The sequence below is a fragment of the Lysinibacillus sp. NPDC097214 genome, assembly GCF_050277945.1.
GTDB lineage: Bacteria > Bacillota > Bacilli > Bacillales_A > Planococcaceae > Lysinibacillus > Lysinibacillus xylanilyticus_B.
Genome location: NZ_JBNNSS010000001.1, coordinates 122,813 through 146,889, shown reverse-complemented (window position 1 = coordinate 146,889; position 24,077 = coordinate 122,813). Strand labels below are relative to the sequence as shown.

Sequence of the window (24,077 nt, the reverse complement as noted above, 5' to 3'; positions counted from 1 at the left end):
AGGTGATTCGAATGCGAAAAATATATTTAGTTGGCTTTATGGGCTCCGGAAAAAGTGCGTTAGGAAGACGTTTAAGCTATTTGTTAAAGATGCCTTATTACGATATGGATCGTGAGATTGTTAGACAGCAGGGTATGACAATTCCGCAGATATTTGAAAAATACGGAGAAGCGCGTTTTCGAGAAATAGAAACAGAATTTTTGAAAAACTTCCGAGACGAAGCTTGTATTATTTCAACAGGCGGTGGAGTGGCAATCAATGCTGAAAATCGAAAAATAATGAGACGTAGTGGACTCGTATTTTTTTTAGATGCGACATTCGAAGATATTTACAAACGAATACAGCATGATCCGAACAGACCGATTGTACAGAGCTCGACGAAAGAGGATTTAGAGCAGCTGTATCATTACAGAAGAAAGTTCTATCGTGAAGTAGGGCATATACAAGTGTTAACGGAGGGGAGAACAATCCGCCAAATTCTTGAGTATTTAGTATTCCAAGTTAAAAGGCTAAAAAGCGAACTATGATACATTATGTTTATTTTAATGTTCGTGTTTTAATATAAATTAAAAAATGATTGCCTTTTCAATGCAATTAATGTTAGGATATAGACAAATAAGTTACTTAATGTTCATTGAATACTAAATAGTACCAAGTTGAAACTTGGGCGGATGATTATACGGGGAGAGCACGTGTAGACGTCACCGAAGGAGCAAGTAACAAAGTGTTATGAATCTCTCAGGTAAAAGGACTCGTATAAGACGCAACTCTGGAGAGAGCTGTATTACAACAGCCACCAAAGGGGAAAGCCGGCTGATTGGCATTGTAGCAATGCGAGCCAGTCTGGTGTAACTTTCAGGTGCAAGGACAGAGAATCCCGAAAAGGGGTTCGTCTGTCTTTTTTTATGTCTAAATGTTTTACCTAATGTTGTTAGTTCCTCTTTATTTGGATGAACAAACAGGGAAAGCATGACTGTACAACTAAAAAAACAGACGAACTACTACAAGTAAAAATGTAACGAACAATAAGGGGGCAAAAACAATGACGAACGAATTAAAACGTACACCTCTATTTGAAGAATATGCAAAACATGGCGGTAAAACAATTGACTTCGGTGGATGGGAATTACCAGTGCAATTCTCTTCTATTAAAGAAGAGCATGATGCAGTACGTAATCGTGCTGGCTTATTTGATGTATCACATATGGGTGAGATTTTAGTAACTGGACCTAATTCACTAGATTTTTTACAAAATCTTTTGACAAATGATATTTCCAAAATTGCAGTAGGTCAAGCGCAATATAATGCAATGTGCTATGAAGATGGTGGTGTTGTCGATGATTTATTAACGTATAAATTAGCAGACAATCATTATTTATTATGCGTGAACGCATCAAATATTGAAAAAGATTATGATTGGATGATGGAAAATCAACATCAATATGATGTGACGATCGACAACCAATCAGAGGCTTATGCACAAATTGCCCTTCAAGGTCCATTAGCAGAAGAGCTTCTTCAAACATTAACAGAGACTGATTTACAAACGATTAAATATTTCCGTTTCCAAGCAGATGTTGAAGTTGCTGGTCATCAAGCATTAGTATCTCGTAGCGGTTACACAGGAGAAGATGGTTTTGAACTATACGGCTCTCCAGAAGATATTAAAGCATTATGGAGTAAAATCTTAGAGGCTGGAAAAGACAAAGGTGTAGTTCCTGCAGGTTTAGGCTGCCGTGATACACTTCGTTTTGAAGCAGGTCTTCCATTATACGGGCAAGAGCTATCAGCAACAATTTCACCTCTTGAGGCTGGTATTGGTTTTGCTGTGAAGTTAAATAAAGAGGACTTTAATGGTCATGATGCATTAGTGGCGCAAAAAGAAAATGGGCTGTCACGTAAAATTGTGGGCATTGAAATGATTGATAAAGGAATTCCTCGTCATGGCTACAAAGTGTTTAAGGATGGTAAGGAAATCGGTGAAGTGACAACAGGTACACAGCTTCCTTCTTCTAAACGTAATGTTGGTCACGCATTAATTGACAGTCAATTCGCAACTATCGGAACTGAATTAGAAATCGAAATTCGTGGTAAGCACTTAAAAGTAGTAACAGTTGAAACACCGTTTTACAAGCGTTCAAAATAATATTGAAAAGAGGGACCTACATTTATGAAACATCGTTATTTACCAATGACGGAGCAAGATAAACAAGAAATGTTAGACGTAATCGGTGTATCCTCAGTTGATGAGTTATTTGAGGATATCCCAGAAAAAGTACGTTTTAAAGGCCTATATGATATTAAAGAAGCAAAATCTGAATCAGCTTTATTAAAAGAATTAACGGCAATGGCTGCGAAAAATAAAGATACAAATGCTAACGTATCGTTTTTAGGTGCAGGCGTATACAACCACTATAAACCGGTTATCGTGGACCATGTTATTTCTCGTTCAGAGTTTTACACAGCGTATACTCCTTATCAGCCAGAAATTTCTCAAGGGGAATTACAAGCAATTTTTGAATTCCAAACGATGATTGCAGAGCTTACAGGTATGGATCTAGCAAACTCTTCTATGTATGATGGAGGAACGGCATTAGCTGAAGCTGGTATGCTTGCAGCTGGCCATACACGCCGTAAGAAAATTTTAGTATCTGAAACGGTTCATCCCGAGTATCGTGATGTCGTTGCTACATATGCATACGGTCAATCCATTGAAATTGTTACGGTTCCACAAAAAGATGGTGTGACAGATGTAGAAGCTTTAAAGGAATTAATTGATGATAATACGGCAGCTGTTATTTCACAATATCCTAACTTCTTTGGTCAAATAGAGGACTTACAAGTAATTGGCGATATTGCGCATGAGGCAAAAAGTTTATTTGTTGTCTCTTCAAATCCGCTTGCACTAGGAATTTTAACACCACCTGGTAAGCTAGGTGCTGATATTTGTGTAGGGGATGCACAGGTCTTCGGTATTTCTGAAGCATTCGGTGGCCCACACTGTGGTTTCTTTGCAGTAACAACGAAGCTAATGCGTAAAGTTCCTGGTCGTCTTGTTGGTGAAACAGTAGATGGTGAAGGCCGTCGTGGTTATGTTTTAACATTACAAGCACGTGAACAACATATCCGTCGTGATAAAGCAACGTCTAATATTTGTTCGAACCAAGCGCTTCTTGCACTTGCTGCTTCTGTAGCAATGACTGCTCTAGGTAAAGAAGGCGTTCGTGAAATGGCTATGCAAAATATCGCGAAAACTCGCTATGCTAAAAATGCCTTTGAAGCGGCAGGCTTCACAGTAGCATTCCAAGGTGCACACTTTAACGAAATAGTTGTGAAGTCAAATAAATGTGTGAAAGAAATTAATAAAGGCTTAATTGAAAAAGGTATCATCGGTGGTTATCCTTTAGGTCAAACATATGACTCTCTTAAAAATCACGTGCTAATCGCTGTAACAGAATTACGCACGAAGGAAGAAATTGATGCACTTGTTGCAGAAATGGGGGCTCTTAATGCATAACGAAAAACAATCACTCATTTTTGAAATTTCCAAAGAAGGTCGCGTAGGCTACAGCTTAGAAGCACTTGATGTACCAGAGGTTGATCTTGCAGATTTACTTCCTGCAAACTTAGTACGTGCGGAAGCAGCGGAATTACCAGAAGTATCTGAACTTGATATTATGCGTCACTATACAGCACTATCTCGTCGAAACCACGGTGTAGACTCTGGCTTCTATCCTCTTGGTTCTTGTACGATGAAATATAATCCTAAAATTAATGAGGCTGTTGCACGAATTTCTGGCTTTGCTAATGTGCACCCATTACAGGATGAATCAACAGCTCAAGGTGCAATGGAGCTTCTTTACGATCTACAAACTTCATTAGTAGAAATTACAGGTATGGATGAAGTGACATTACAACCAGCGGCGGGTGCACATGGTGAATGGACAGCATTAATGATGATTCGTGCCTTCCACGAAGCAAACGGTGAAGGCCATCGTAATAAAGTTATCGTTCCTGACTCTGCTCACGGTACTAACCCAGCATCGGCAACTGTTGCAGGCTTTGAAACTATCACTGTAAAATCAGATGAAAATGGCTTAGTAGATATTGAAGATTTGCGCAAAGTAGTTGGTTCTGATACAGCTGCATTAATGCTAACAAACCCAAATACACTTGGTCTATTTGAAGAAAACATTATCGAAATGGCAGAGCTTATTCACTCTGTTGGCGGTAAAGTATACTATGATGGTGCAAACTTAAACGCAGTTATGAGTAAAGCGCGTCCTGGTGATATGGGCTTTGACTGTGTACACTTAAATTTACACAAAACATTTACAGGTCCTCACGGTGGCGGTGGTCCTGGTTCAGGTCCAGTAGGTGTAAAAGCAGATTTAATTCCATTCCTTCCAAAACCAGTTTTAGTAAGAACAGAGGAAGGAACGTATCACTACGATTACGACCGTCCACAATCAATCGGACGTGTTAAACCTTACTACGGTAACTTTGGTATCAACGTACGTGCATACACTTATATCCGTACAATGGGTCCAGATGGCTTAAAAGCTGTAACAGAATATGCAGTACTAAACGCAAACTATATGATGCGTCGCTTAGAGCCATTCTACGATCTACCATATAACCGTCATTGTAAGCATGAATTTGTATTATCAGGTCGTCGTCAAAAGAAACTTGGCGTTCGTACTTTAGATATCGCAAAACGTCTGTTAGACTTTGGCTACCATCCACCAACAACTTACTTCCCATTAAATGTGGAAGAGGCATTAATGATTGAGCCAACAGAAACAGAATCTAAAGAAACATTAGATGCATTCTGCGATATAATGATCCAAATTGCAAAAGAAACAGAAGAAAACCCATCAATCGTACAAGAAGCACCACATACAACAGTCGTATCTCGTTTAGACGAAACACGCGCTGCTCGTACACCTGTGCTTCGCTATCAAAAAGCATAATTAACTGCCATAAGGCGTCCAATAAGTATTTAGATACTTGTTGGACGCTTTTTTTTAGGAATTTTAAAGGCAAAATAGCCAGATCAATGAGACAGAATGGGAATATCGAAAACTTACAGTTGATCTTCACATAAGCTATACATCTTTAGATTCCTTTTTAATACTTAAATAAGTGAATGACCTCCAAACATATTCTAACGGCCCGAAGCGGAATTTGGATAACCATAGCTTACTAAAAATCACTTGGAACACAAAAATGACAATGGCAATGATGATAGCTGTCGTTAAGTGGAGTTTTCCGTATACGCCGAATGCAAATGGTCCAAATAAAAATGTACATATAATAGATTGGCCGATATAGTTTGTGAATGCCATTCTTCCAGGGAACGCTAACCACTGTAAAACTTTCTTCCCTTTCACGGTGTGATAAATAAAGATTAAACTAATGGCATAAAAGATTGTTAGGAGTGGTGAGCTAATATATTGAACACCTGAAAAATTTTCTAAAAGGAAAGGCAAGATCCAGCACAATGTTCCACCAAAAATAAATGTAAGCAACCACGTAATGAAATAGCCTTTTCGATATTCTTCAAAACGGTGAAGCCATTTTTTCTTCGCAACAGCTGCTCCGAATAAGAACATTAGTAAGTACGGAAGATTTGTAAATAAATAAAGTATAGGGTTGCCTAGAGAAAGAACATATAATCCATTACGCATTGTATAATAAGTTCTTTCCATAAAATTAGCATTCATTAATTCTTGAATACTTCCATTTTGATGGGCATCTATCGTAAATTGCATAAGCTGACGACTTTCCACTGACATTGTCATTGACATCATCGTAGAATCGGAGGATAGAGCTCCTAACGTATATAATCCAAAATATAAGCTATATAAAGTTACGCTAATGATTAACATAGCATTAGGTTTTAACTTATGCATGAAAAGGAGTAATAACCCCAAGATTGCATAGTCTGTTAAAATATCTCCGAACCAAATGAAATAAGCATGGATACAACCAAAAATAAATAACGCAATAAGTCGTCTAGAATAAATTCCCCAAAAGTTTAGTTGCTTTGCGGCGGCTCTTTCCTGCATAATAACCATTCCAAAACCGAACAACATAGAAAACAACATGACAAATTTTCCATCGACAAACATAGTAAGAATAGTATGAACGGTATAATCGGCTTGAATCCAAAAAGAAGTCCATTCATTTTTAAAACTTAAATCTTCCTGCATGTAGGCAGGGTAAAGGAACCAAACAATATTGGCTAATATGATTCCTAATAATGCGAACCCCCTTAAAACATCGAGTGTTTCAATCCGCTCTTTGGAAGATATAGGTAAAAGCTTTTGCTTCATATAATCATCCATCCTTTTGATTAATATTTTGTTCATTTAACAAGTGGTTCCTGTTGAAAAAACCTTTGTTAATGAAACTTTAAATGATAATTATCAAGATTTTATAAGGAAATTGAAGGATTGTAATTTGTGAAACGAAGAGTTAGATGGGAAGAGGGATTTATCAATAAATAAAATAAGAAGATAGAATATGTTTTTTTATATAAAAGTTATGGAAGTTTATAATAGTATCAAAGCTAAACATTTTGAAAATTAGTACAATATGTAGAATTGCTACTTAATCTATTATTTATTTAGCGAAATGTAGAAAATATTGTTGATTAAAAGTAAAACGGTAGTATAATGGAGGTGTAGTTACATTTATGGTTATTAATTCCTTGTAAATAATTGTTAATTATATTTCGGGAAGTGTAACTATAAAAAAATTAATGAAATGAGGAGATATTATGATTAACATGATTCAATATTTAGAGCAAAATCCGTCGTTGATAACTTTGTTAAAAGAAAAAAAGGCTTCTCTACTTGGTGTTACAGAACTTGAACTAAATGCGATCATTACATCCTTTGATGAAGAGGTACGATTAGAAAGTACAGGCTTTTGGTTCTAAAAGCTTTTAAAAAAAACTGGCTTTGGCTTGCTATAAGTACTTATCTCATATTGGGATGCTATTTACTTTATGTTACTTATAGCACGCCTTTTTTGGGAATTAAGTTAAAAGAAGAGAATGGACAATGGTTAGTAATTGAACCATATTCTAAGGGATGGGCAGATTCGCATGGAATTTCAACAGGAGATATTATATTAGAAGTTGATGGCGAAAATATTAATGAAAATATAAAATATGATCCTATTATTAGGGTCGCTAAAGAGTTAACGTTGGTGAAGGAAGATAGACAGTTAATTCATATACAAATAGACGCATTGGCCATTCCTGAACAACTTTTGTATATATTGATTCTACCGGCATGTTTTTACTTATTAAGTCTAATTATTTCTATCTTCTTATATTATAAGCAAAAGAATTCGAGTTTGATAAATTTACTTATTTTGTTTATTCTTACAGTATCTTTGGCTTATGTTAGTATTGGTGCATCTGGAAGGTTAGATAGTGTTGGAACTGTCGTAAATCGAAGTAGCATGATTCTTTGTCTTGTTCTATTGATTCACTTTTTAAGAAATTATTTTTTATTTTTCCATTTAAAATGGCTATTAATTTACAACATTAAAATAATATATGTAGTACCTTTAGTGATAGCTGTTCTTAGCTTTTTTAGTATTGTCTATCCGTCTATGAATCCTTTATTTTCTAATTTTACTCTATGGTTATTTTTTATTTTATTAATAATAATTTTTAGTGTTTTAGGGATAGGGTATTTAAAATATAAAACCCCTCAATTGAAAGTGTTTTTATTAAGCATTATTATCCCTTTCTTACCATTTCTTTTTTTATTTGCTATACCAGAAATTATTTTCCGAATGCACCTACTCTCCGGTGAAGTATGCTCTTTATTCTTGATTCTTATCCCATACGGCTTTATATGCACACAGCTCACTGAACGTATATTTGATATGGAATACTTTATTACTCGTTTACGCCATTATTTTAATTTTTCATTTGTTTTTACTAGTTGGCTGTTATTGGGCCTTTATTGGCTTACTGATTTATCTATTTCAAGTATGACAGAAATTTTCTTGTTTACGTTCTTTTCATTAATAGCACTTTTCTACATTAAAGAGAAAATAGATTATCATAAGCGAAAAATTCTTTTTTCAACTAAAGGGGATTATATCCATCGATTGTATACGACTGTTGATAGTATTGGAAGGGTCGTAAAGATTGAAGACTTGCTTGAGAGATTTGTTCTAGAAATTGCGTTACATCTTGAGATTAAACATGTTTACGTATTAACCTACGATTTGCAAACACATCAAATTACTTCCACAGTCACATCCAAAGAATATACTCAAAATCAATTGAACGAAATACAGCTTGAGCAACTCCGCTTGGGAGATATAAAGAAGACAGAGCATTTTTATATTGCCTTTATTCACCAAGATGTAAATTATAAAAGACTACTAATCATAGACCATAATAAATCTATTCATCTAAAGGATGAGGAATTATTATGGCTTGAATTATTGCTTTTATATGTAAATAATTTTATAGAAAATACGAAAATGGTGGAAGATTTATTAGAGCAGTTAAAGCATATGAAAGAGGCTGATAAAAGTCAGCTACCATGGCTCAATAAGTTGCTTTGGCTTCGATTTGAACAAGAAAAATATCAATTAGCTCAAGAGCTTCATGATACGATATTACAGGAGCAACTCCATATTGCTAGGGAAATGAATGTATTTATCCATGCAAAGAAAAAGACGGATATTCAATCGGGTCTTCCAAAGATTCATGAACACATGATTACATCTTTAAAGGATTTAAGAGGTTACTGTGAAAATTTGAAGCCGCCATTATTAGATACATTAGGATTAAATGCTGCGCTTGAGAAGCTTATACAAAAAGTGCATAAGCGTGCTGATTTTGTTTTAATTTACACAATTGATCGGCTATATTTAGAGGATGAGCGTTTAAACTTGATGATTTATCGGCTGTTCCAAGAGTTAATGAACAATGCCTTGAAGCATTCACACGCCAATACTGTCGAAATTCATCTATTAGAAACAGAAGATGGTTTTGAAATTAATTATTCTGATGATGGTGTAGGATGTAAAATAGATGAAATCATTCTTGCTGATTCAATGGGGATCAGAGGAATGCAAGATAGGGTACAGGCCTTTCATGGACAGTTTTCTATCAACACCCATGTAGGAGAAGGAATGTCCATTCGAATTAAAGTAAATGAAAGGAATCATACCCATGCCTATGCCTACGACTACGATACTTATAATAGAAGACCAGCTCATAGTAGAGGATAATCGATGAATAGAAAGAAAGAGATGAACCATGTTCACACCTCCTAATCTTTTTGTACTGTGCAGAATGTATAGTACATGTATGGATTGGGAGGTTACTTTGTGTTCTAATACGCTTTTGCATGAAAAATGGATTCCAATTGCTGAAAATAGTGAAGGCGATTAGCTTCGTTTTAATACTGATCCAACAGAAGAAGTAGTGGGGTAAGAAGATGAAAAAACAAACGGCCCCGAACCGTCGGCCAACAAATTTGATATACTTTTTATCTATGTCTAGTATTTGTTGCCCGATTGCGTTAACGACTGCAAGCTTCGCAATAATAAGTACAATACTAATAATCGTTAATAACTGTATGTGTTTTTTTGATTTTGAGCCATTTCGCGTTTTGTATACATAATGCGGCAATGGCTAAAATACCACCAAACAAAGCAACGAAAAATAGATGACTAATCTCGTAGCTTCTTGTCCAATCTACATCTTTGCTTGTTAAACTAGGTTCGTAAAGATTTTCCATAATTCCACCAAGCTTCTTGTTTCCTATTAATAGTTGCATTATACATATATTTCTTAAAACTAGAAACACGTCTATGCTATTAGGCTCCTTAATCCTCATCAATATTCGATGATGTCTTTTTCTTTAGTCGTTTTGGAGCTCATTAATTCAAGTGAGCATCATTTTATGTAAAAACATAGAGGGGGAATAAATAGTATGAAAATCCGAGTGAAATCAAAATAGTATTATTTTATGTTTTGGAATAGGGAGGAAGTATGCTTTTTAGAACTTTTCTATAAAATGAAGAGAATTCTTAAGAAAGTAGCCGATATAATTCAATAGATGATAGAGGAGGTATGGAAATTTGAATAAAAAGTTACTTTTCACAGCAGCAGCTATTCCAGCAGCTCTATTTGTACCAACAGTCGCAGGGGCTGTGGGAGCTGATACAGTTACAGTCACAGGGAAAAATACAGTAAATGAAACGTTAAAAGCTTCTATCGAAAACTTACCAGCAAACTCAATTGTTAAAGGTTATCAATGGTACTATGTAGATGGTTCCAATGATTCAAAGAATAAACCAATCTCTGGTGCCACAGCAGCGTCATTTATAATACCAGTAGAAGCGGCAGGCAAAGCAGTTTTCGTGGAAGCGACTACAACAAATGGCGATAAGTATAAGAGTGAACCCCGTTCGATTAATGAATTAAAACTTTCAATAACTGCGCCAAGAATTGAAAGTAGTTCAAACTATGCAGTACCTGGTGAATTGGTACAAGTAGGAGGGGCAATTGTAACCGATGATGCTGGGGCAAAGTTACAAAGCAATCAAATTAAATACAGCTATCAATGGTTTTATAAAGTTGGTGAATCCTTCACAATAATTGATGGAGCTACTAACGACACATACAGAATTCCTACTAATGCTTTAACTGATGGCATCACAGATATTATGGTTAAAGTACAGGCAAAGGTAGGAACATCTTTGGTAGAATCTGTTGTTTCTGATGTGGTAACAGTATCTAATGAACCATCTGATTCAATGATTGAAGAAATTAAAACTTTATTAGTAAATGACAACAAATATAATGTAACAAGTCTAGAATCTTTTAAGGCGGAAGTAACGGCATTAGAAAGTAAATATCAAGCACTATCGGCTGCAGCAAAAGCGAATGTGAAAAATTATGATGTATTAAAGAGAGCGGTTGTAGATGTAGATTTAATAAGCAAGTTAAATGAGAAAGTAGATAAGGTTAATGAAGTGAATGAAAAAGATCTGTCAAAATATTTAAAAGAAATTGAAGAGGCCTATGATAAGTTGGATTTATTACAACGTAGCTTAGACCTAAACGATGCCTTATACAATAGCATTAAAAACATTTTGAAAGATACGTCAGATATCGAAGACTTTAAAGAAGTTAGAAGACTAAATCAGGCAATTGTTGCATTATTAGACTATAAAAATTCTTTTGTTACGTATGTACCTACTAGCATCGAATCTTTAAAATCAGCAGTAGAAACAATTGAAAAGGATATAGCAAAATTATCTCAAAATTACCGAGCAACTGTTCAAAATCAAGCAATTTTAAGTGATGCTAAGTCGGACATCAAAAAAATTGAACAATTTATTAAACTTTTCGATAAGCTGTCACCTAAAGATACACCTAGCAAACAGGTGACTACAGCAAAATCAATACGTACGGCTTATGAAAAACTAACATATAAACAACTACAACTAGTACCAACAAATTATATGAATACATTACTTCAAGGTGAAAACGCAGAAAACAATCAAATAGACAACTTAAATAGAGAGATTGACAGTTATGTCGGAGATGTGGATGACAGTTACCCTATAGATCCATCAAAAGATTCTTGGCAAGGACATGTCAATAATGTAAACCGTATTATTAATGAATATAAGGGTTTAACGAAAAATTCAGCGGCGAAAATTGTCGGTTATGATAGCTTGGTAACTTTACAAAAGGATTTTAAAACAGCTGAAAAAATGATTAAGGACATGGACGCTTATCAAAAGCTTTCAGAAACGCCAGGGGTAGCTGAAAGTAAGTTAAAAACGAACTATACGAATGTACTGAAAGCTTATAATAAGTTAACTAGTTTACAACAATCACTTGTTTATAATGCAAACGATTTTTTATTAAATACACCGACTATTACAGTTAACGTAAATGGTAAGGAACCTGCTGATAAAGCGGCTGCATTGGCTTTAAAAACCGAAGTTGAGAAGCTTGCTAATGTAACGAAATATACATTTGCGCAATTCGAAAGTGCTGTAAATGCAGCAACAACAAAATATAAAAACCTATCTTCAGGTGGACGCAAATACGTAACAAACTATTATTTATTAACAGCTGCGAGTAAAGATCTTTCTGGTGTTAAGTCATTCCATAAAAAAGTGCAAACTGCCAGAGAAGAAACCGATGCAGCGAAACAAGCGAAAAAAATTCAAACAGTACAAACTGCATATGCTAAGCTACCTGCAAATCAACAGTATTTAGCAAAACAGCAATATGAAGATTTGCTTAATAATCGCCCTGGAGATGGGAATACACCAGATATCACAACATTAAATAATGAAATTGCAAATATTGTCTCAAATGATACGTATACAGTTTCAATAGAAAAAATTAAAGAGCTTTCAACCTACTATAATAAGCTGAGCTCTAGTGATAAAAAACGTATTACGAATGCGTCGATCTTAACAACAGCGGTTTCTGATGTGAAAAAAGTAGAATCATTTATGAAGACGTATGAAAAATCATTTACGAGTAACCCAACAACTGTCATTAAAGCTTTTAATAAGCTAACATCAAAACAAATGAGTTTAGTCAGTCCAGAAATACGACAATCCATTATCGATAAGGATAAAGGTCAACAACAGTCTAATGAAAGTGCTTTGAAATTAGTTGAATCAATTAATTCACTGCAAGTAAATGGTGAATATATTGATGATTTGGAAACTAAAGTAAAAGAAATCCGTACAACATATGATGGCCTTAGTGCTTCAGAAAAGAGCGTCGTAAAAAATTATTCTAAGCTAACACAGGCCGAGAGTGATTTAAAAAAGGTAGCTGATGTACATGCTCTTTATGTACCTTTGACAGACGATAATGCAGCAGCTCGTAAAGCTTGGCAAACTGCCTATGGTAAGCTCTCAAAAAAATTAGAAATTTTATATAAGAAAATGTATGTAAACGATTTATAAAATTGTTTAAAGCCCAAACCCCGGATAACGAAATTATTCGGGGTTTTAATGTGCGCGCCTGGTATGAGGATGTCGATAAAAATTAAAAGTTGGGTGATAAAACGTGAAAGTTTATCGATAAAATTCTAAAGTTGGATGACATTATGTTAAAAATTATTTGGATAAGTTGATTGGAGTGGAGACTGGGCGACTCCTTGGGGATCAGCAATAGAGGAACGAAGGCTAAAACCATCACATCCTGTGATAACGCCTTCGTGACCAACATCGTGTTGGCCCGAGACCCTGGAGCGCAGCGGATGTTTTCTGTGCGAAAGCGTAGTGTTAACGTAGCGGCAGCAAATGTTTTAACTGTGCGAAAGCGAAGCGACAGCAACAACAAAAGCGGCTCATCGGACGCCCCCAGGAAGCTCTGCTCTGCGCGAAAGCGAAGCGTCAGCGGCAAATGTTTTATCTGTGCGAAAGCGAAGCGTCAGCAACAAAGCGCCCAGTCGGAACGGAAATCAACCTACTCGTTTTGCGCAAAAGCTATACTTTATTTAATATGACACCCTTAATTTCATTGATGCCATTATTTTTCAGTAGAAAAAGCCCTTTTGTTAAATTTATCTTTTTTTATTTGTGTAGAATATCAATTCTTCGATATACTATTTATAGTTAATCTGTATAATAATTGAGAATTGTTTGTCAAAACAAAAGTAGTTTGACATAGAAGGTAGGAACTAAAGATGTATAAAATAGGTGTTGTTGGCCCAATAAAATCCGTAGAAAAAATTATCGAGTTAGCACATGAAATCGAACAGGATATGGAGTTTATTCCATATATTTATTCGATTGCTACAGAAACGAAACATCTTGTGGAAACCTATAATCAAGATGTTGATTTTTGGCTATTTTCGGGATACATACCTTATAAAATTGCTAGTCAGACAAGCGTATCACAGGATAAGCTAGCACATATTATCTTTTCTGAAGCGGCCATTTACAAAGGCTTTTTTGAGCAATCCTATAAAATGGGGAAAGTTATTGAGAATGTCAGTATTGATATTATCTCATCACCTGCACAAAAGGCGTCAGAAGGGTTGGCGGAGATAGAGAAAAATGTAAGGAACATGTATTTAAAGGAATTTGATGTGGCCATTGATCCGAAAGAATTATTTGATTTCCATTATGACCTATGGCTGAAAGGGAAAATCGATTTTGCGATAACATGTTACCCGTCAGTCGATGAAGAGCTGAAAAAGAGGGGCGTTCCCTCCTATTGGGTATCGCCTACAAGAACAGAAATTTACCATACTGTACAGCTATTTACCGAAAAAATTAAAACGTCGTATTATAAAGAAACGCAAATTGGTGCTGTCATGCTCGAAATAAAAGAATTCGATTCATTGAAGGAAAGAATGAAGCAAGGATATCGTATTCAATATTTAGAATTGCGCGTGAAGGAAAACTTACTGCAAGTATGCGAACAGATTGATGGCTCCTTAATCGAAGAAGGAAATGGGAGATATACAATTTTCAGTACTAGGGGTGCAATTGAAGGGCAGATTCAATTCATCAAGGAAAAAATGTACCAGCTGTCCATTGAAATGGAGGCAAAGGTCACAGCAGGAATAGGTTTTGCGCAAACGGTATTTAATGCCGAATTAAATGCGCATAGAGCTTTGCGTCAAACGAAGGAACATGAATCGATTGATATTGTCATGATTCAAGATGATGGCACAATGATTGAATCTGTCGGTAATAGCGAGGAGCTAACGTATTCTTATCGAGCTGAGGATCCCACTATCCTTGAAAAATTAAAAAAGGGCAGTGTTAGCATTAAAAACTTTACAAGAATACAAGCGCTAGTTCAAAAAATGAGCTGGAAGCATTTTACGACAAAGGATTTAGCCGCACAGCTTCAAATGAGTGAACGAAATGCACAGCGCATCGTGGTTGATTTATGTAGTGTAGGTTTAGCGGAAATTTGTGGAGAAGAATTACAGCATACACGTGGTAGACCAATAAAAATATATCAGCTTGTGATGTAGTCAAGCACTTGGAATATAAAATGTCCTAAACCAATGAATGGTTTTTAGGGCATTTTTTGTTTGGAGGAAATAGAAAGTTACAGAAAATTTTTAGTTATTGTTCGTTTTCGACGAATGTTTAAAAAGTGTAGATAAATCAACGGTTTCCCAGTTTTTATAACGTAGGATAGACACCATTTTTTATGCGACTATCTATTAAAAATTTTCAAAATAATATTGTCAATTTATAAAAAGTCGATTATTATACGAATATATAACGAAAATGTCGCTATATAAATGGGGCAAATTTTCTTAAATAGGGAGAGATGAGAAATAGTATATAAAGGTCGCAAAGGATATCGGAATGGAAGAATAAGAGTTTTGGTTGTCGCAATATTCGGTAACTAGAGAGCTTTTATAAATTGCAGCGACGCAGTTTAAACAATGGGAGGGATAGTAATGACAACGAATGAAATAACAAAAAAATCCAGAAATCTAATCCTTGTACTCTTATTTTTAGGATGGTCATTAGGAAATCTAGATCGTTACATCATGAACTATGCAGTAGTATCGATTACTGGTGATTTAAATTTAGATGCTTCTTCTACTGGAATTATTTTAAGTGCTTTCTTTTTAGGCTATGCAATTATGCAAATCCCTGGTGGCTGGCTGGCTGATAAGTTTGGTGCTAAAAAAATCTTACTTTTTTCAGTAATTATGTGGTCGATATTTACAGGTTTAACAGCACTAGCTTGGTCTTTAGTTGCAATGGTTATCATTCGATTTTTATTTGGTATTGGGGAAGGTGGGTTCCAACCATCTAGCGCTAAAATTATTGCGACGATTTTCCCGAGAGAAGAACGAGGACGAGCGATGTCAATTATGCTTTCCTCTGGAGGCATCGTTTCGTTAATCGTACCTTTACTCGCAGCTTATTTGTTAGGAACAATTGGTTGGCGTACGATGTTTGTTGTAATTGGTGCGATTGGTGCCATTATTGCATTTTTATATTGGAAATATATCAAACTTCCACATGAGGAAGTAGTGGAAAGTGGTAATAGTAAAGAAAACGCTTCTGCGAAAGTTAACTTTAAGGAACTCTTTAAGACACCGCTAATGTGGAATTTAATGATTGCTTATTTCTGTATTTATGCGGTGAACTGGGGGTTAGTTTCATGGATTCCAACGTACCTCCAAAAAAATCGTGGACTCGATTTAATGTCGATTGGTTGGGCGCAAACAATTCCAGCCATCACTACTATTATCGGTATTTATGGTAGCGGTTATCTCATTGATAAGCTGCCACGAGGAATGGACAAGATTTTAGGCTCGATTTCATGTGGAGTTATTGGTATTTTATTGTACTTCATGTTTACAGCGAAGTCGGTAACGATGTTTATTGGTTATCAAACGGTCGTTACTTTATTTATTGCATTTGTCATTACATTACTACCTGCCATTGTGTTAAAGAAACTACCTTCTTCTATTACAGGTTCCGCAATGGGGGTTGCTAATACAGGCGGGCAATTAGCTGGATTTGTAACGCCGATGGCAATCGGCTTTATGGTAGATGCTTTTAACGGTTCCTTCGATGCAGCATTTTGGATGTTAATTGGATTTGCAGGCATTTGTATTATTTCACTTTTAACGTTAAATGATCAAAAAGGAAGTCTTTTGAATTCATAATAGGGGGTATAAAAATATGAGTGTACATGAAAAAATTTCGTCATTAGTCGAGTCAAAAAGGGATGCTAGTATTCAATTAAGTGATGCTATCTGGGCAGTACCCGAACTTCATTTTCAAGAAAAGAAATCTGTTCAATATATGAAGGCAGCTTTAGAAAAAGAGGGCTTTGCAACAGAACTTGGAATTGCAGGTCTTGATACAGCACTAGTAGGAACGTATGGATCTGGAAAGCCGGTTATTGCCTTTCTCGGTGAATATGATGCACTCCCTGGTTTGAGTCAAAAAGGAGGGGCTACTCATTTCGAACCATTAGAGGACGGAAAAAGTGGCCATGGTTGTGGGCATAACTTATTAGGTACAGGAGCATTCTCTGCTGCTGTTGCGGTGAAAGATTACTTAGAGCAAAACAATCAATCAGCGACAATTCGTTTCTACGGTTGTCCAGCAGAGGAGAATGGATCAGGTAAAGCTTATATGGCGAAGGCTGGTATTTTTGATGATGTCGATATTGCAATATCTTGGCATCCTGGTACATTTACAACTGTGATGACTTGCAGCTCTCTAGCAAACTACGCTGTTACGTTTAAGTTTACGGGAAAAAGTGCACATGCAGCAGCAGCGCCACATTTGGGACGGAGTGCATTAGATGCAGTTGAACTCATGAATGTTGGGGTAAACTATTTACGTGAACATATCATTCCAGAAGCGCGCGTGCATTATGCGGTTACAAACACAGGAGGAACATCTCCAAATGTCGTTCAACCATATGCAGAGGTGACATACTTAATAAGAGCGCCTAAAAAGCATCAAGTACAAGAGATTTATCAACGTGTTGAAAATATTGCTAAAGGTGCAACGTTAATGACTGAAACATCGTTAGAAATCGCCTTTGAGGGAGCTGCGTCAAACCTTATTCCAAATAAAACACTATATGATGCGATGCAAAAACAAATAATGGATTTAGGAATGCCCACATATACAAGTGAAGATGAACAACATGCCCAAGCTATTTTTAATACATTTACGCCTGAAATTCAGGCATCATCGTTAGTGGGTCTAAAAAAAGAAGATGTTGTTCAACTACAAGGTAAAGTTATTGCGAATCACATCCCAAGTGTCCTACCAGAATTTATATTGGGTGGATCAACGGACGTTGGAGATGTAAGCTGGAATGTCCCAACTGTTCAATGTACAACTGTATGTATGGCACTAGGTACACCACTTCATACTTGGCAGGTTGTCTCACAGGGTGTTATGCCAATAGCACATAAAGGGATGTTACAAGCAGCAAAAATTATGGCTTGCACTGCTGTGGATCTAATTGATAATCCATCACTTATTGAAGAGGCTAAAAAAGAATGGAAAGAACGTCTAGATGGGGAGACTTATATTTCGCTAATTCCAGAAGATACTAAGCCTCCAAAACTTTAAAAAAGTTATACCAAAAAGAGTCTTCGTAGGGTAAACTATGGAGACTCTGTTTTTGCCTATTATTAAGTTTTTTCTTAGTTAAGTGTACTTATTGAGTAGTTATGGCGTAATATGCCGTTTTTTGAAAGGAGATCACAAAATGCCGACAGAACATATCAATCACAATAATAATCACCTTGCGGCAGAATGGGTGGAACAGTTTCGTTCTTTTGCTAAAGAGGGACAATGCGCAAGTTATATTCCTGCTTTAGCTGAAAAAGATCCGAATCAATTAGCGATTTCGATTATCGGTACTAATAATGACGAAATGAAAGCCGGAGAGACAACGGAACTATTTACGCTGCAAAGTGTTTCAAAGGTCGTTACATTTATTTTAGCGTGTATGGATCGGGGGTTACCGTACGTTTTAGAGCGAGTAGATGTTGAACCTACAGGAGATACCTTTAATTCCATCATTCGTCTTGAAAGCCATCAGCCTGGAAAACCTTTTAATCCAATGATTAATGCAGGGGCTATTACAGTATCCTCTATGCTTTCCGGAAATTCACCGCAAGAGAAGGTTTCGAAAATTCTCCAATTTTTAGAACAAATGGTTGGCAAGGAATTAAAGGTTAATGAAGAGGTTTATCAATCTGAGTGGCAAACTGCAAATCGAAATCGTTCATTAGCCTATTATTTAATGGATTCTGGCTTTTTAGACTGTCCTGTAGAGGAGGCATTGGAGGTTTATTTGAAACAATGTGCGATTGAAGTAAATGTTTCGGATTTAGCGATGATTGGATTAGTAATCGCCAATGATGGCTATCATCCTCTATCAAAAACACAGCTTTTTCCTAAGCAAGTAGCAAAATTAGCAAAGGCATTGATGGTTACTTGCGGTATGTATAATGCTTCTGGTAAATTTGCTGCATTTATCGGGTTACCCGCTAAAAGTGGCGTTTCTGGAGCGATTTTGGCGGCTGTGCCAAGTCATGCAGGCTTAGATTCACCTTTTCCTGCTGGGTGCGGTATTGGCATCTATGGACCAGCAATTGATGACATCGGGAACAGCGTAGCAGGAGTGAATTTACTTAAGCATATCGCTACCGAGTGGAATATGAATATTTTTTAACCAATGAAAGAAAGATGACTTCAGTATATGGAGTCATCTTTTTTTACTTCTTTCAGCGGATTTTTAAACATCCGCCAATATTATACCGTTAATTTGCAATAAAAAAGCCCTGAATAGCTTCACATTGCTTAAAGTGTCACTATCCAGGGCAATACAACTTAGCGTATTGCTTTCTTTCTTTTCATCTTATAAATAATCAGCAGCAAAATAAACCAAATTGGTGTCAATAGTAATGCTGTACGTGTTGCCTCTGAAATGAACATCACTACTAATAGAAATGCAAAGAAGGCAAGTACTAAATAGTTCACGAACGGAGTGAAAGGTGCCTTGAAAATTGATGCTTCATGAAGTGCACGATTTTTACGTTTATAGATGATATGAGAGATTAAAATAATACTCCACACCCAGATAAAGCAAATGGCACTAATTGTTGTCACAACACTAAAGGCGTTTTCAGGCATTAATTTACTTAGTAATGCACCAGCGGATACAACAATTGTAGACACAACAAGTGCGTTACTCGGTACACTGTTTTTATTGAGCTTTGCAAACGTTGGCGAAGCTTGCTTGTTGTTTCCAAGATTAAAAAGCATGCGGCTTGTAGAAAATAAACCACTATTACCAGCCGAAGCAGCAGATGTTAGAACGACAAAATTTATAATGCCTGCAGCAATTGGGATACCAACTAGTGTAAATACTTGTACAAATGGACTACTAGAGGCAGACATTTCATTCCAAGGATTAATGCATAAAATAACAAATAACGCCCCTACGTAGAATAATAAAATGCGTAATGGAATTTTGTTAATGGCAGAAGGAATATTTTTTTTTGGATTGGCCGTTTCAGCAGCAGAAACCCCTACTAACTCGACGCCAACAAAAGCGAAAACAACCATTTGGAATGCCATTAGGAATCCGTGTAGGCCATTCGGGAATAACCCGCCATGTGCCCAAAGATTTTCAACAGAAACTGTACCAGAGCTTGTTTGAAAACCTGTAAATAACATGAATAGTCCAATCACAATCAGTGCAACAATTGTAATGATTTTTATAAGTGCAAACCAAAATTCTAGTTCGCCAAATAGTTTTACAGTTAATAAATTCAACATTAATAACAGTACTAAACAGCCAATTGCAGGCACCCATTGTGGTATATCAAACCAATATTGTACATAAACGCCGACAGCAATAATATCTGCCATAGCGGTCATAATCCAGCAGAACCAGTATGTCCAGCCGGTGATGTAACCTGCCCAAGGACCTATGTATTCGGATGCGAAATCAGTAAATGATGTATAGCCAGCATTTGATAATAAAAGTTCACCTAACGCCCGCATGACGAAAAATAAGGCGGTTCCTACAATTAGATAGGCAAAGATGATGGAAGGTCCTGCTAAAGCAATGGCTTTACCAGAGCCTAAAAATAAACCAGTACCGATTGTTCCGCCAATCGCAATGAGCTGCACATGGCGATTTTTTAAATCACGTTTTAATTGTTGTTGTTGTTCCACGTTGCTCCCCCTCAAAGATACGTAAAAACTATGACTGGAAATAAAAAAGAGACTAGTAGTGACACTAGTCTCGTAAACGACAGAATAACAAATACCAATTGCGAATGTTGTATGCAAAAAAAGAAAACATTCGTGTGGTATAGCTTTCATGATGAAAGTTGATATTACTCCTCTGTCCTTTTGCCTGAGATAGTGAACCCTTCGGCGACGCAAAATGCGCTCTCTCCAGAACTGCTCCTGCTATAGTTTTATCCATAGCATTCATAGCTTGTATTGTATGTCTTATGACATTATTTTAAGATATTATACATCCTATCAGTGCTACCATAATTATTCAAGGGTAAATTTCAGTCATTTTCTGAAAAAAAGAAGATTGGAGTTCGTCTAGGTAAATATTTTACGAAAAATAGTATTTTTAGACATACGTTAAAATATGGATAATAGTTAGTGTTTGGTATGAAGGGTTAAAAGAGGCGAGGAACGTGTGAGGGAAGCAGCTAGAATTTGGGTACAGGAAGTTGAATGTGAGTATTATATTGCCTCACGTTGTTGCTCTACTTTTTTCTGGCCTAAGTACGATCAAGAACTTGGTGAGCAAGAAATAAGTTGTCAGACGTTAAACAATAAATATAATATAGTAGAAACTCAGAATTTTTTGCAAAAAAGAAACCATCTCATAGTCATTTGAGATGGTTTTTTTGTTTAAAACAAAGTGAGATAGGTATATATAAATAAATTTACTTAGTTTCCGTGAGTAAACTTATTTATAGCAGTCACTAATGCCTTAACGATTTTTAAAAATTATTTTTTGGACTTTATTTTACCTGTCCAAGTACGGAAGCCGCCTTGAAGTTGGTAAATTTGGTTGTAGCCACGTTTTTTAAGAAATAGAGCAGCACGTGCGCTACGGCCTGTATTTTGACAGTATAAATATACTGGTAAATCTGGGCGAATTTCTTTGTGACGTTGACGTAGAGTTGTTGAAGGAACATTTCGTGCACCAAGAATGTGACCTGCATCAAATTCTTTTTGCTCACGTACATCGATAAGCTGTGCTCTACGATAGCCTTCAATAAATTGTTCTTGTGTTAGGTTTGTTACGGCTTTTTTTAGTCGTAGTGCATTGATGCCGATATATGCAATTACAACTACTAAAATAACACCGATTGTGATAAGTATGTTCAACAAAATTTCTTACCCCTTTCTATCTTCTTTATTATTATAAAAGATGCGCTAGCGATAGTCCAATGAGTTTGATAAAATTAATTAGATTGTGGCTAGAATTAATCTATCTATATGTATGGATGTTATTAGTGAAAGGTCACAGAATCATTCCACTCCATTCTTAGAATTGGGTGGGTGATTACTTCAATAAAGAATAGAACTAAACCTAGGGTGTCAAAATTTTGTGAAGCATTATTTTTTGTCACGTTCGGAAAGGTTAATTTAATATTCGTAGGAGATGAAAATATGACAACTTGGTATTTTCTAAATTCAGGGAAATGTAGCCCATCTTTCAATATGGCATTAGACGAAGCATTACTCGATTGGCATAGTGAAGGTTTAATTCCACCGGTTATTCGTTTTTATGAGTGGGAGCCAGCAACACTTTCGATTGGCTATTTTCAGCAGGCGAAAAGAGATATTAATTTCGAAGCTGTACAAGAACAAGGTTTAGGCTTTGTTCGTCGACCAACAGGTGGTAGAGCCGTTTTACATGAACATGAGTTGACATATAGCGTCATTGTTTCAGAAAGCTATCCAGATATGCCTGAATCAGTGACAGAGGCATATAGAGTGTTAAGCGAAGGGATATTGCAAGGTTTTCATAATCTAGGTATGGATGCGTATTTTAGTGTGCCTAATACCGAAGAACAAAGAGCGGACTTAAAGAAACCTAAAAGTGCAGTTTGCTTTGATGCGCCAAGTTGGTATGAGCTTGTAGTAGAAGGTAAAAAAGTAGCAGGTAGTGCACAAACTCGTCAGAAAGGTGTTATTTTACAGCACGGAGCTATTTTACTTGATTTAGATCAAGAAAAATTATTGTCTGTCTTCAATTTTTCAAGTGAAGAGGCGAAGGCACGTATGCGTAGAAAGATGCCTGAGAAAGCGGTTGCTATCAATAACCTTGTTAAAGAACCCGTGACTATTGAACAATGTGTGACAGCTTTTAGAGATGGTTTTGCAAAATCGTTGCAAATTGATTTAAAACCATTTACACTTTCTGAGGAGCAATTAGAATATGTACATGCACTAGAAGAAAAAAAATATGCATGTGATGATTGGAACTTCAAAAAATAAAAAATGGTATAAGAAAAATATTTTTTTATCGTTCAACCCTTGTGATAACAAGCAGTTCGCATTCTGTTCGAAATTGCAAGAGTTGAATTAAAAAACTATATATAGTATCTTTTTTTAAGACATATACACAATATGTAGTGTTTAACGCACATGATATTGTGTATTTATATTTTTTATGAAGAAAATAAGGGAGGCAAAACGATGGTACTCACAAATCATCAACCCGAAGTAAACAAATTTGAACAGTTAAACAAAGATATTGAACAATTTCCACAGGTTCATCCTGTAACACCTGATATGCACATTACGCATAAAGGTGTATCAAGACTTGTGATGATCGATCGCTACTCGTTTAAGGATACGGAGAAGAAAACGTTAAAAGCCGGTGATTTCGTCGTCTTAACAGTGAAGGCAGATCCAAAATTCCCTGCACGTGGTCTAGGGACAATCCAAAAGCTTGATATGTCTACTAAAACAGCGGAAATTTTGATTGAGGAAGATTACCGTAGTGCTATAGATGATCCGAAAGAGCAAGAAACGGGTGTGATTACGCGTTCAATTGACGTGCTAGAAAAGCCTCTTGAAATATTTTATGAACAAATCGCAAAACGAAATGCAACAGGGCTTGCTGCTGTTGAAAAAACACAAGAGAAGCGCCAAGAATGGTTTGAGAAGTTTTATGAGCAGCTAGTTTCATTAAAATTCATTCCAGCTGGACGAGTTATTTACGGAGCTGGATCTGAAACAGATGTAACTTTCTTCAACTGTTACGTAATGCCATTTGTAGCAGATTCACGTGAAGGAATAAGTGATCACCGTAAGCAAGTGATGGAAATTATGAGCCGCGGTGGTGGTGTAGGGACAAATGGTTCAACATTGCGTCCGCGTAACACTTTAGCACGTGGTGTAAATGGTAAATCATCTGGTTCTGTATCATGGTTAGATGATATTGCGAAACTGACTCATCTTGTTGAACAAGGTGGTTCCCGTTAACCGAAAACGGCGGGATTAAAATCTCGTGAATTGCTGGAACA

The 24,077-nt window shown here is 36.2% G+C and carries 16 protein-coding genes, 1 pseudogene and 2 riboswitches; of the genes and pseudogenes, 13 read left to right on the top strand and 4 right to left on the bottom strand.

Annotated features, from left to right (window positions below; all coding sequences use genetic code 11):
- Nucleotides 1-11: 11 nt before the first annotated feature.
- The 4 genes from ACQKMI_RS00745 to gcvPB all read left to right on the top strand — a co-directional run bounded on the left by ACQKMI_RS00745 (nt 12) and on the right by gcvPB (nt 4,973).
- On the top strand, nt 12-527 hold the full coding sequence (locus ACQKMI_RS00745) for a shikimate kinase (protein WP_427486732.1): 516 nt from the start codon (nt 12-14) through the stop codon (nt 525-527).
- Between the two features lie 144 nt (nt 528-671).
- Nucleotides 672-764: riboswitch (glycine riboswitch) on the top strand.
- A 278-nt stretch (nt 765-1,042) separates the two neighbouring features.
- Nucleotides 1,043-2,146 (top strand): glycine cleavage system aminomethyltransferase GcvT, encoded by a 1,104-nt coding sequence (gene gcvT / locus ACQKMI_RS00740; RefSeq protein ID WP_427486731.1) that lies wholly within the window; start codon nt 1,043-1,045, stop codon nt 2,144-2,146.
- 24 nt (nt 2,147-2,170) lie between these two features.
- Nucleotides 2,171-3,517: an aminomethyl-transferring glycine dehydrogenase subunit GcvPA gene (gene gcvPA, locus ACQKMI_RS00735; protein WP_427486730.1), complete on the top strand. Its 1,347-nt coding sequence runs from the start codon at nt 2,171-2,173 to the stop codon at nt 3,515-3,517.
- Nucleotides 3,510-4,973 (top strand): aminomethyl-transferring glycine dehydrogenase subunit GcvPB, encoded by a 1,464-nt coding sequence (gene gcvPB / locus ACQKMI_RS00730; RefSeq protein ID WP_427486729.1) that lies wholly within the window; start codon nt 3,510-3,512, stop codon nt 4,971-4,973. Before gcvPA ends, gcvPB begins: the two co-directional genes overlap by 8 nt.
- Nucleotides 4,974-5,108: 135 nt before the next feature.
- Here gcvPB and ACQKMI_RS00725 read toward each other — a convergent pair whose 3' ends face one another.
- Nucleotides 5,109-6,338 (bottom strand): DUF418 domain-containing protein, encoded by a 1,230-nt coding sequence (locus ACQKMI_RS00725; RefSeq protein WP_427486727.1) that lies wholly within the window; start codon nt 6,336-6,338, stop codon nt 5,109-5,111.
- 446 nt (nt 6,339-6,784) lie between these two features.
- On the opposite strand from ACQKMI_RS00725, the gene comX reads away from it, so the two are divergent.
- Complete coding sequence (gene comX, locus ACQKMI_RS00720) at nt 6,785-6,946, top strand: competence pheromone ComX (RefSeq protein ID WP_323647134.1); 162 nt, start codon at nt 6,785-6,787, stop codon at nt 6,944-6,946.
- Between the two features lie 92 nt (nt 6,947-7,038).
- Nucleotides 7,039-9,273, top strand: a complete 2,235-nt coding sequence (locus ACQKMI_RS00715) for an ATP-binding protein (protein WP_427486726.1) — start codon at nt 7,039-7,041, stop codon at nt 9,271-9,273.
- 329 nt (nt 9,274-9,602) lie between these two features.
- On the opposite strand, the gene ACQKMI_RS00710 is transcribed toward ACQKMI_RS00715, so the two are convergent.
- Nucleotides 9,603-9,824 carry a hypothetical protein gene (locus tag ACQKMI_RS00710; RefSeq protein WP_427486724.1) on the bottom strand — a complete coding sequence of 74 codons (222 nt, stop codon included), beginning with the start codon at nt 9,822-9,824 and terminating at the stop codon, nt 9,603-9,605.
- A gap of 304 nt (nt 9,825-10,128) precedes the next feature.
- On the opposite strand from ACQKMI_RS00710, the gene ACQKMI_RS00705 reads away from it, so the two are divergent.
- The 5 genes from ACQKMI_RS00705 to ACQKMI_RS00685 all read left to right on the top strand — a co-directional run bounded on the left by ACQKMI_RS00705 (nt 10,129) and on the right by ACQKMI_RS00685 (nt 19,231).
- Complete coding sequence (locus ACQKMI_RS00705) at nt 10,129-12,993, top strand: hypothetical protein (protein WP_427486723.1); 2,865 nt, start codon at nt 10,129-10,131, stop codon at nt 12,991-12,993.
- Nucleotides 12,994-13,718: 725 nt separating this feature from the next.
- Nucleotides 13,719-15,023 carry a hypothetical protein gene (locus ACQKMI_RS00700; protein ID WP_427486722.1) on the top strand — a complete coding sequence of 435 codons (1,305 nt, stop codon included), beginning with the start codon at nt 13,719-13,721 and terminating at the stop codon, nt 15,021-15,023.
- Between the two features lie 438 nt (nt 15,024-15,461).
- Complete coding sequence (locus tag ACQKMI_RS00695) at nt 15,462-16,688, top strand: MFS transporter (RefSeq protein ID WP_427486721.1); 1,227 nt, start codon at nt 15,462-15,464, stop codon at nt 16,686-16,688.
- 16 nt (nt 16,689-16,704) lie between these two features.
- A complete protein-coding gene (locus ACQKMI_RS00690) occupies nt 16,705-18,120 on the top strand; it encodes a M20 family metallopeptidase (RefSeq protein ID WP_427486720.1) in 1,416 nt (471 codons plus the stop codon).
- 139 nt (nt 18,121-18,259) lie between these two features.
- On the top strand, nt 18,260-19,231 hold the full coding sequence (locus ACQKMI_RS00685) for a glutaminase (RefSeq protein WP_427486719.1): 972 nt from the start codon (nt 18,260-18,262) through the stop codon (nt 19,229-19,231).
- Nucleotides 19,232-19,389: 158 nt separating this feature from the next.
- On the opposite strand, the gene ACQKMI_RS00680 is transcribed toward ACQKMI_RS00685, so the two are convergent.
- Nucleotides 19,390-20,742 (bottom strand): amino acid permease, encoded by a 1,353-nt coding sequence (locus tag ACQKMI_RS00680; RefSeq protein WP_427486717.1) that lies wholly within the window; start codon nt 20,740-20,742, stop codon nt 19,390-19,392.
- A 162-nt stretch (nt 20,743-20,904) separates the two neighbouring features.
- Nucleotides 20,905-20,981: riboswitch (glycine riboswitch) on the bottom strand.
- A gap of 562 nt (nt 20,982-21,543) precedes the next feature.
- The gene (locus ACQKMI_RS00675) at nt 21,544-21,927 is read right to left on the bottom strand and encodes a rhodanese-like domain-containing protein (RefSeq protein ID WP_323647197.1); all 384 of its coding nucleotides are present in this window, start codon (nt 21,925-21,927) and stop codon (nt 21,544-21,546) included.
- Between the two features lie 285 nt (nt 21,928-22,212).
- Between ACQKMI_RS00675 and ACQKMI_RS00670 the strand changes: the two genes are divergently transcribed.
- Nucleotides 22,213-23,043, top strand: a complete 831-nt coding sequence (locus ACQKMI_RS00670; RefSeq protein ID WP_323647118.1) for a lipoate--protein ligase family protein — start codon at nt 22,213-22,215, stop codon at nt 23,041-23,043.
- Between the two features lie 201 nt (nt 23,044-23,244).
- Nucleotides 23,245-24,033, top strand: a pseudogene (locus ACQKMI_RS00665) (ribonucleotide reductase N-terminal alpha domain-containing protein); the annotation flags it as partial.
- Nucleotides 24,034-24,077 lie beyond the last annotated feature (44 nt).